The organism is Solitalea lacus, assembly GCF_022014595.1.
Lineage (GTDB): Bacteria > Bacteroidota > Bacteroidia > Sphingobacteriales > Sphingobacteriaceae > Solitalea > Solitalea lacus.
Window position 1 is genome coordinate 1,750,374 of the sequence record NZ_CP091740.1, and the last position, 8,017, is coordinate 1,758,390.

At 35.0% G+C, this 8,017-nt stretch carries 7 protein-coding genes; 5 read left to right on the forward strand and 2 right to left on the reverse strand.

The annotated features are described in order from the left end of the window. Positions 1 to 76 precede the first annotated feature (76 nt). Together L2B55_RS07455 and L2B55_RS07460 are read right to left on the reverse strand one after the other, a co-directional pair. Complete coding sequence (locus L2B55_RS07455; protein ID WP_237849926.1) at positions 77 to 1,048, reverse strand: ribonucleoside-diphosphate reductase small subunit; 972 nt, start codon at positions 1,046 to 1,048, stop codon at positions 77 to 79. 486 nt (positions 1,049 to 1,534) lie between these two features. Next, entirely contained in the window at positions 1,535 to 1,999 is a 465-nt protein-coding gene (locus L2B55_RS07460) for a response regulator (RefSeq protein WP_237849927.1), read from the reverse strand. 125 nt (positions 2,000 to 2,124) lie between these two features. Here L2B55_RS07460 and L2B55_RS07465 point away from each other — a divergent pair, with 125 nt between their 5' ends. The 5 genes from L2B55_RS07465 to L2B55_RS07485 are packed head-to-tail and all read left to right on the forward strand — an operon-like array spanning position 2,125 to position 7,674. Beyond that, positions 2,125 to 3,264 (forward strand): ThiF family adenylyltransferase, encoded by a 1,140-nt coding sequence (locus L2B55_RS07465; protein WP_237849928.1) that lies wholly within the window; start codon positions 2,125 to 2,127, stop codon positions 3,262 to 3,264. 22 nt (positions 3,265 to 3,286) lie between these two features. Continuing rightward, complete coding sequence (locus L2B55_RS07470; protein WP_237849929.1) at positions 3,287 to 4,003, forward strand: hypothetical protein; 717 nt, start codon at positions 3,287 to 3,289, stop codon at positions 4,001 to 4,003. Then, a complete protein-coding gene (locus L2B55_RS07475) occupies positions 4,003 to 6,183 on the forward strand; it encodes a sensor histidine kinase (RefSeq protein WP_237849930.1) in 2,181 nt (726 codons plus the stop codon). Before L2B55_RS07470 ends, L2B55_RS07475 begins: the two co-directional genes overlap by 1 nt. Continuing rightward, positions 6,164 to 7,282: a hybrid sensor histidine kinase/response regulator gene (locus L2B55_RS07480; RefSeq protein ID WP_237849931.1), complete on the forward strand. Its 1,119-nt coding sequence runs from the start codon at positions 6,164 to 6,166 to the stop codon at positions 7,280 to 7,282. The genes L2B55_RS07475 and L2B55_RS07480 overlap by 20 nt, the downstream gene beginning before the upstream one ends. Then, positions 7,273 to 7,674, forward strand: coding sequence for a response regulator (locus tag L2B55_RS07485; protein WP_237849932.1), 402 nt, complete (start codon positions 7,273 to 7,275; stop codon positions 7,672 to 7,674). Before L2B55_RS07480 ends, L2B55_RS07485 begins: the two co-directional genes overlap by 10 nt. Positions 7,675 to 8,017 lie beyond the last annotated feature (343 nt).

The following is an 8,017-nucleotide window of genomic DNA, read 5'->3' on the forward strand; positions in this document are numbered from 1 at the left end:
AGAAGCGTTATTTTAAAAATAGTATAATTAAGTTAACAGATTGATTTTGTGTGCTTCAAAGTGCTGTTAGCTTTTATTAAAAGTCTTCATCTAAAGAGAAAATATTAGAGTCTTTATCAGACATTACACCGCTTTTTTGATAATCGCCAACACGTTTTTCAAAAAAGTTGGTTTTTCCTTGTAAAGAAATCATTTCCATGAAGTCGAACGGATTGGTAGCGTTGTAAATTTTGTCGTATCCAAGCGCAACCAACCAGCGGTCGGCAACAAACTCAATGTACTGCTGCATCAGTTTAGCATTCATCCCAATTAAAGCAACAGGCAAGGCATCGCAGATAAATTCTTTCTCAATATTTACAGCATCTGTAATAATTTCGTGTACCCGTTGTTGCGAAAGTTTGTTTACCAACATGCTATATAATAAGCAGGCGAATTCGCAATGTGAACCCTCATCTCTCGAAATTAGTTCGTTAGAGAAAGTTAAGCCTGGCATTAATCCGCGTTTTTTAAGCCAAAAGATCGAACAAAATGAACCTGAGAAGAAAATTCCTTCAACAGCAGCAAAGGCTACCAAACGCTCGGCGAAAGTTCCATTCTCAATCCAACGCAATGCCCACTCTGCCTTTTTAGTTACGCAAGGAACGGTTTCAATAGCGTTGAACAAGCGGTTTTTCTCAACAGGATCTTTTACATATGTGTCAATTAATAATGCATATGTTTCAGAGTGAATGTTTTCCATCATGATCTGAAAACCATAATAGCAACGTGCTTCAGGAATTTGTACTTCACTCATGAAGTTTACCGCCAAATTTTCGTTCACAATGCCATCACTTGCAGCAAAAAATGCCAACACATGCGAAATGAAGTGCCTTTCTCCGTCGTTAAAATTCTCCCAATCCTTCAAATCATGTGATAGGTCAATTTCTTCTGCTGTCCAGAAACTGGCTTCAGCCTTTTTATACATCTCCCAAATGGTGGGATACTTAATAGGAAGCAATACAAAACGCTCCTTATTTTCTTGCAAAATTGGCTCTTGAACGATTTCCATATCTATATCTTTTATACTTTTCTATTAATAACAATTAAAACCAACAATCGACAGTTTTACCACTCGCTCGGCAAACACCTGCGTTCAACACTACAACTAGGTTGAAATCATCAATTGTAAATATTGGTGGTTTAATTGGTTTGTAGTAATACTACCGCTAAAAATGATTTTTGTTTTCAATTTTAGGATTCTGCAGCAAGAATTCGGTAGGAATTTCTTCTGCGCAACGCACTTTTAAAGATTTGCTTTAGCTAACCGATTGATTTTGTGAACGGATAAGCAATTGCTTGTATATCCAAAGAACGAAATCAAAAGTAATTACAGACACCTATTCATATCTGATTTTCTTTTCAACAAAATGTTAGAAACGTAAGGCGCTGAAATACAGAAAATTATTCTGCTATTTAAGCGGCAAAGGGTTTTAAATTTTTAATAATACGTTTTTTTAAGTATGGCAGTACTATTAAAGGTGTAAATAGATGTGTATTAGGAAAGTAACTTTTGACGAAGCAAAAATTCAAGTTGGTCATTGGCGCTTGCCAAATCTTCTGTCAATTGCTTGTTCATTTTTCTTAACATATACACGTCAAAACCGTTTTCGATATTCTGACGCAGTTCATATTCATCCCAGGGTTTGCTGATATAGCGGTAAATTTGACCTTTGTTAATAGCGTCAATTACAGCATTAATATCGGCATAGCCTGTCAATAACATTCTTATAGGGTCAGGGTAGGTGTCAAGTATTGATTCAAGAAATTCAATACCGGTAGTTTTGGGCATTCGTTGGTCGGTAATGAGGACATGAATCTCATTTTCTCCTAAAACTTTCAGGCCTTCTTCAGCAGAAATTGCTGTAAAAATGGTATAGTCTCTTCTAAAAGCTGCCCTAAAAGCGGTCAGGTTGTTCGGTTCATCATCGATATATAAGACGTTGATGTTTTCTTCACGCATAATCCTCAGAAATTAATTCAAGTACAAAGATTCGAATATCTAAGATAAAAATTTATATTAGAAAAGATTTTATTCAACTCCAAACCAATAAACATTAATAAAAGTTAAAGCCAAGAATCTCTATCATGAATTTTCCGTATGAATTACCGCAGTTAATCAACCAAAAGCTTCATTCTTCTCAAACGCAAAATAAAGACTATCATCCTGTTTTTTTTAGATTGGGCCATGAGCAGGACACTGCACAATTTTTAACCTTGCTCAGCACTAATCCTGTAATAAAAGTTTACGATAAGATTTTTGATCAGCTTGTTGAGTTAATGCGTATACGTCATGTCGGAAAACAACAATCAAATATTGAACAAATTATAATCGAATACTTGGCTGGAGTTCCATTAGAAGAATATGGGGTTTGGGTGTATTATCCTTGGAATAATAAAATAGTTCACCTATTGGATGAAGAAGAATTTATCGAAGTAAGAACAAGTAGAAATAAATTAAAAATTACAAAAGAAGAACAGGATGTTTTAAAAGATAAATGCATCGGTGTTGTTGGATTGTCTGTTGGGCAAGCTATTGCTATTACTATTGCAATGGAACGAGTGTGCGGTTCTTTGCGTTTGACTGACTTTGACACTTTTGAATTAAGCAACCTGAATCGAGTTAGGGCAGGAGTTAGTGAATTGGGTGTTTCAAAAGTAGTATATTGCGCCCGTCAAATTGCTGAAATAGATCCATTTGTTAAAATTTCATGTTTTGAACATGGAGTTTCGGCTGATAATATTAACGAGTTTTTAGGTGAGGGAGATAGCCAGATTGATTTGCTTATAGAAGTTTGTGACAGTTTGGAGATGAAGGTTATTGCTCGATTGGCAGCAAAAAATAAGTGCATGCCGATTGTTATGGAAACAAATGATAAAGGTATACTTGATATCGAGCGATTTGATATAGAGCCTGATCGTGAACTTTTACATGGAAGAATTGAGCATATTGAAGGTGATTTGAAGGAAATTGAAAAGCAGTTGTCTTCATTAAACCCGCAAGATCGGATTCAGTTTCTGGCAAAAATGATAGGAATGGAAAATATATCTGATCGCATGAAACTTTCTTTGCAGCAAATGGGTAAAACCATTAATAGTTGGCCTCAATTGGCCTCTGCGGTAGTTGTAGGAGGAGGGGCTGTTACAAATATTAGTCGTCGTATTTTATTGAACACCTTAACGAAATCGGGAAGGTATTTTGTTGATGTTGAAGAAATCGTTGCCTGAAATCAGAGAAATTTAATGTAAAATGATCGGAATCAGAGTTTTTCGAGCTATTGATGACCCCGACGCCTGTCAAAAGTATATTGAAGGACATCGTCGAATTTTAGAAATTCATGGCGTAGTAAAAATCACTTCATATAAGCATGATTGGGTAGATGATCCGCATACAATGGTGATTTTAGTGGAGGAGCAGGAAAGCGGAAGAGTGATGGGGGGAGCTCGGCTGCAACTTCGAAGAAGTGGTCAGAGTTTACCAATTGAATTGGCTTTGAGTAAATACGATCCTAAGATTTTAGAGATGGTACATCAAGCCGAATTAAATGGGGGAACCTGTGAATTATGCGGTTTATGGAATTCGATGGAAGTTGCAGGAATGGGTATTGGAAGTTACATATTATCCCGCATTGGGGCAGCGATATCTACTCAATTACCAATAGCAAGTATTTTTGTGTTATGTTCTCCGGTTACCGTTCGTATGGGAAGAAGAGTAGGGGCGGTAGTTGAAAGACAATTAGGGAACAATGGGCTTTTTTATTATCCAAAAGATGATTTAATTGCAACGGCAATGTTGTTGAGTGACTGTGATACGCTTCATCATGCTGATCCGAAAGAAAGAGAACTTATTTTCGATTTAAGAAAAACTCCTTTTCAACTTAGAACTGAAATTGGTCCTAAGGGACAATTTGACTTGGAGTATAATGTTTTAATTAAGAACCTAAACTATAACCTGGCCAATAGTTAATGAAAGTTATTCGTTATCTTCTTTTACTTTTATGTATTGCTTTGAGTTTTGTCTCTAAAGCTTATACCCCAACGACAGTAAAGGATGAATTTCAGGTTTATTCTTTAGGTAAATCATTAATGGTTTATGAAGATAAATCGGGTAATGAGTCCCTTCAGCAAGTAATCTCAAAATCTAAGTTTACTTTATGTAAAGAGGATGTTCCAAATTTTGGTATCAGTAAATCTGCTTTTTGGTTAAAGTTTTCCATTCAGAATACTACACCAAAAAGTCAGCTTTTGTTATTGATTGAAAATCCTATCATAGACGAAATTGAGTATTACCAGGTAAAAGATAATAAGACTGTTAATCAATTTGAGTTAGGCGATACTCACGCATTTAATAAACGGCAAATAGCAAACGCTAATTACGTTTTTCCAATATCCACCGATTCCAATAATTTAATTACTGTTTATATTAAGGTAAAAAGTAACGATCAACTGCAATTGCCGGTTTTTATAGGTACCGAGCAGGCTATTTATCAACAGTTGTTATTGCGCGATCTGCTGTTTGGAATATACTCTGGTATTATTCTCATAATGGTATTATATAACTTGTTTGTTTATGTTTCTGTAAAGGACAGCAGTTATATATACTACGTACTGTTTATTGTTTTTGTTGGCTTATCTCAAGCAACTTTACAAGGTTTTGGTTTTAGGTTTTTATGGCCAAATCAAAGTTGGTTTTCAGTTAACAGTACGATAATTATACCGGTATTCTCGGGTATAACTACAGGGCTTTTCATGAAGAAGTTCCTGCAAACAGCACTCTATGCCCCGAAACTCGATAAAGGTATTGATGTTTTTATAGGCGGTTACGTCTTGGCTCTGCTGGTTTGTTTAGCCGGATTTAACCATGAAGCGTTGCAGTTATTGCACTTGCAAGGGGCAATTGGATCCTTTTATGCCTTATATGTCGGTTATTGCATTCATAAAAAAGGAATTCGTTCCGGTCGGTTTTTCCTGATTGCAAACTCGATTTTCTTATTGGCAGTAGTAGTGTTTGTGTTACGTAATGTCAATGTTGTTCCTTACAACACTTTTACTTCGGTAATTCTTGAATTGGGTTCGGCATTTCAGGTTTCGTTACTTTCATTTGCTTTGGCCGATAAGATAAACACTTTGAAGAGGGAAAAAGAGCTTTCTCAAGAACAAGCTCTAGTGGCCTCATTGGAAAATGAAAAACTGGTACGGGAACAAAATGTAATGCTTGAGCAAAAGGTAAATGAACGAACCGAAGAACTGCAGCAAACCAATTCAGAACTTCAGTCTACTTTAAATCAATTGAAAGATACCCAGTCACAATTGGTGGATGCTGAAAAGATGGCCTCATTGGGGCAATTAACTGCGGGGATTGCCCATGAAATTAACAATCCGATAAATTTTGTCAGCTCTAACATAAAGCCTCTTCAGATGGATATTGATGATTTATTTTCTGTTATTGCTAAATATGAAGAGCTTGACTTAAGTTCAAATGCCGAGGAGAAGCTGAAGGAAATAGATCAGTTTAAGAAAAAGATTGATTTGGAATACGTTGGGAGTGAGATAAAATTGTTGCTTCAAGGAATTCAAGACGGAGCCGTTAGAACTGCAGAAATTGTTAAGGGATTGCGTAGCTTCAGTCGTTTGGATGAGAGTGAAATGAAGAAAATTGATGTTCATGAGTGTATTGACTCTACATTAATAATTCTTAAACATGTAATCCCTTCTTTTATAACAATAAAAAAAGAATATAATGCCGACAAGCAGATTGAATGTTATCCTGGAAAACTGAACCAGGCTTTGCTCAATTTGTTTAATAACGCCATTCAGGCAGTTGTGCAAACCCAAAATGAAACAAACCATTCAATCACTATTAAAACAGATTGTCAAGGTGATTTTATAGGTTTGTCAATTTCAGATACCGGTATAGGAATGCCTGAGTCTATTAGGGAAAGAATTTTTGAACCATTCTTTACTACAAAAGAAGTTGGACAAGGTACCGGACTTGGATTATCTATTGTTTATAAAATTATAGAAAAGCATCAAGGGAAAATTGAAGTGCAATCGATCCAAGGTGTGGGAACTACTTTTACGCTGCTTTTACCATTACAATTAAAAAACGAACAAATTTATGTAGCAGATGAAGTCTTCCAAGCGTAAAGTCATTCAAATCTTATATATAGACGACGAACTAAATAACCTATTGGCTTTTAAAGCCGCTTTTAGGCGAGAGTTTGAAATTTATACTGCTCAATCTGCTAATGAGGGATTAAAGCTGCTTCAAGAAATTCCTGTTCAGATAATTATTTCTGATCAAAGGATGCCCGGATGCTCTGGGGTTGAATTTTTTAGATCCATTGTAGATAGATATCCCGATCCTATTCGAATTTTAATCACAGGCTATACCGATTCGGAGGCGTTAATTGATGCGATTAATAACGGCCATATTTATCGTTATTTAAGCAAGCCTTGGGATGAAATGGAACTTCGTAATGCAATTCACAATGCGTTTGATACCTACCAAACCCGTAAGCAATTACAAGTTAATTATGAAGAGCTGCAAAAGACGAATGACGAATTGAGTAGATTTACGTACAGCCTTTCGCATGATTTGCGTTCACCTCTTATGTCGATTTTAGGCATTATCAAACTCTCTAAAATCGAACAGTCTGTAGTTGATCCTAATGGTTACCTTGACATTATTGAGCAAAGTGTAAATAAGCTCGATGGATTTATTTTGAAAGTAATTGAGTATTATCAAAACTCAAGGAGTGAAAATTTAAGTGAAACCATTGAGTTTGATACCTTGCTATCTGAGATAGTTGAGAACTTTAAGCTTCAAAATAATACAATTAACTACCAAACAGCAATTGAACAGCCGGTTCCGTTTAGGGGAGATAGCTTCAGGATTTCGGTGATTTTCAATAACCTAATTTCTAATGCTGTTAAATATCAACGAGTTGATGAATTGGTCCCTGCAATTTGGGTAAAAGTTAATGTTGATTCATCGCGAGCCTTGATCACTCTAGGCGATAACGGAATAGGTATTTTGAATGAGCATTTAGATCAAATTTTTAAGCTTTTCTTTAGAGCAAAAAATACTAAAAGAACAGGAAATGGTATTGGTCTTTATATAGTAAAAGATGCATTAACTAAAATAGGAGGAACAATTTCTGTTCAGTCTAAATTGAATAAAGGAACTGTATTCGAAATTTCTATTCCAAACTTGGCTGTGGAGGAGCGTGTGTTATGCGAATAATGGTGATTGATGATAGTAAAATAGATCTGTTTATTGCAGAACGCTTAATAACGCTGAGTGATATAAGTACTGATATTATTCTTTGCAGTTCTGCAGAAGACGGGCTTAAATATTTAAAGCAAAATTGTACGACTCTTGAGAAATTACCCGAACTTATTTTACTCGATATTCATATGCCTGAAATGGATGGTTTTGAGTTTTTGGAGGAGTTCGAGCAACTGCCTTCTGCACTTGTGCAAGATATTGGGGTGTTTTTGCTAACATCCTCTGTCGATCGGAAAGATCTGGCGCGTTCAGCGGCTAATCCTTTAGTTATGAAGCTGATCATGAAACCCTTAAATACTGAGGTATTAGCGCAATGCATTGAAAATTATTTTTTTAACCAAAATTAGTTCGTCTTTCAATAGTAAGTATTACAATTTTTCTTGCTAATTGTAATCATTCATTAATAATTCTTAAATAATAGTTATTTCTGAATAAATAAATTTGTTATTCAGAATAATTCTATGAATGCTAATTATTAACACCTGTGGAAATTTTTCTTAATATGACACCTTCCTTTTTTATAATTATATTGTCTTTCTAGAATAAAATCCCAAAAATAATTTTGATTATAATTTTATTAACTTTAAATTACTTATTATAATCAATAGATAACTAAATAAGTATAGAATTTAAACTTCTGTGCTTCTTATTTATCAATGTCTAACTGAAACTTTTGATTTCTTAACATCG

Bases quoted from the DNA above. Each gene is read 5' to 3' on its own strand.
- L2B55_RS07455 (WP_237849926.1), bottom strand. From the start codon at position 1,048: ATGGAAATCGTTCAAGAGCCAATTTTGCAAGAAAATAAGGAGCGTTTT.
- L2B55_RS07460 (WP_237849927.1), bottom strand. From the start codon at position 1,999: ATGCGTGAAGAAAACATCAACGTCTTATATATCGATGATGAACCGAAC.
- L2B55_RS07465 (WP_237849928.1), top strand. From the start codon at position 2,125: ATGAATTTTCCGTATGAATTACCGCAGTTAATCAACCAAAAGCTTCAT.
- L2B55_RS07470 (WP_237849929.1), top strand. From the start codon at position 3,287: ATGATCGGAATCAGAGTTTTTCGAGCTATTGATGACCCCGACGCCTGT.
- L2B55_RS07475 (WP_237849930.1), top strand. From the start codon at position 4,003: ATGAAAGTTATTCGTTATCTTCTTTTACTTTTATGTATTGCTTTGAGT.
- L2B55_RS07480 (WP_237849931.1), top strand. From the start codon at position 6,164: ATGAAGTCTTCCAAGCGTAAAGTCATTCAAATCTTATATATAGACGAC.
- L2B55_RS07485 (WP_237849932.1), top strand. From the start codon at position 7,273: ATGCGAATAATGGTGATTGATGATAGTAAAATAGATCTGTTTATTGCA.